Below are 1,450 nucleotides of genomic sequence, written 5' to 3'. Positions count from 1 at the left end.
CGCCGGCTCAAGGTGCCGGCCGCCGAGCAGCGCGCGTACGCCGATCGGCTCGCGGCGGCCCTCGATGCTCACGCGCTCGGCAGCCTGTCGGGCGAATACGTCGTGCTGGTCGATCGCAACGCCAACGTGCAGGCGCTCTTCATCTATTTTCGCGCGACGCCGGGCGACGCCTGGGAGATGATCGGCGCGTCGCCGGTCTCGACCGGACGGCCCGGCGAATACGACCACTTCATCACGCCGCTTGGCGTATTCGAACATACACCCGACAACATGGATTTCCGCTCCGAGGGCACGCAGAACGAAAACCATATTCGCGGCTACGGCAAGCGCGACATGCGCATCTTCGATCTCGGCTGGGCGCAGGGCGAGCGCGGCTGGGGCAAGGGCGGCATCTCGCAGATGCGTTTCCAGATGCACGCGACCGATCCCGAGCGGCTCGAACCGCTGCTCGGCATCCGCCATTCGAAGGGCTGCGTGCGGATTCCCGCGTCGCTCAACGCGTTTCTCGATCACTACGGCATTCTCGATGCCGAATACGCGGCGCTCGTCGATTCGGGCAAATCGCTGTGGGTGCTGAAAAGCGATCGGCAGATCATGCCGTGGGCGGGGCGTTTTATCGTCGTCGTCGATTCGCAGCGCAAGGGGCGTCCGGCGTGGTCGCCGGCGCCGGGCGCGAGTGCGCGCGCGAAGATGCCGGCACATGCCGATACGGCGGATTGAGGCGATGCAGTAAGTTGATGCATTGAATGAATGCATTGAGTTGATGCATTGAGGCGGCGCTCGGTTTTTTCGCTGCTGGCCTTTATCAGGGCACGGCGCGCCCTATTGTCGTTTTCTTGCGCCGTGCTGCTGTGTTGCCGTGCCGTCGCCCCGCCGGCGCGGCGGGGTGCATCGTGGTCCGCATCGCCGTGCGGATGGTTTCGGCGCCGCGCAGCCGCATCTCACGACCGCGCCAGCACCACGCCCACCAGCGCCACGGCAAATCCGGCAATCTGCACCGGCAACAGCGTCTCGCCGAATCCCAGATAACCTTCGAGCGCGGCAAGCGGCGGCGCGAGAAACATCAGCGCGGTCGCGCGGGCCGCGTCGCCGCGCCTGACCATCCACACGAGCAGCGTCACGCTGATGCCGGACAGCATCACGACACCCCACGCGAGCGAGACCCATAGCGTCGCCGAGGCGATCCAGCGATGTTCGCCGAGCGCAAGCGCGAGCATGCCCGCGACGCTTGCCGCGCCGATGTTTTGCACCGCGCTCGCGCTGCGAATGTCGGTTCTCGCGAGCGAGGTCTTCTGGAACAGGGTCCCCGCCGTGATCGCGGCAACCGCGACGATCGACACGAGCACGACGAGCCACGCGGGCGCGTTGCCGTGCGTCGGCGGCGTCGCCGCGGCGAGCTTCGGCGCGAGCACCAGCACGACGCCGGCGAGGCCGAGCGCCATGCCGCTCA

Annotated in this window: 2 protein-coding genes; one reads left to right on the top strand and one right to left on the bottom strand. The window is 67.2% G+C overall.

Annotated elements, in window-relative coordinates; all coding sequences use genetic code 11:
• A partial coding sequence (locus tag GXB81_RS31100; RefSeq protein ID WP_205991220.1) for a L,D-transpeptidase occupies positions 1-720 on the top strand: 720 nt, incomplete at its 5' end.
• Between the two features lie 221 nt (positions 721-941).
• On the opposite strand, the gene GXB81_RS31095 is transcribed toward GXB81_RS31100, so the two are convergent.
• Positions 942-1,450 (bottom strand): DMT family transporter (locus GXB81_RS31095; protein ID WP_205991219.1); only part of this gene is annotated, 509 nt, incomplete at its 5' end.

This window comes from Paraburkholderia sp. Ac-20336, assembly GCF_017105025.1.
Lineage (GTDB): Bacteria > Pseudomonadota > Gammaproteobacteria > Burkholderiales > Burkholderiaceae > Paraburkholderia.
Note: the sequence above shows the minus strand (reverse complement) of the source record. Positions and strands in the feature narration are given on the sequence as shown.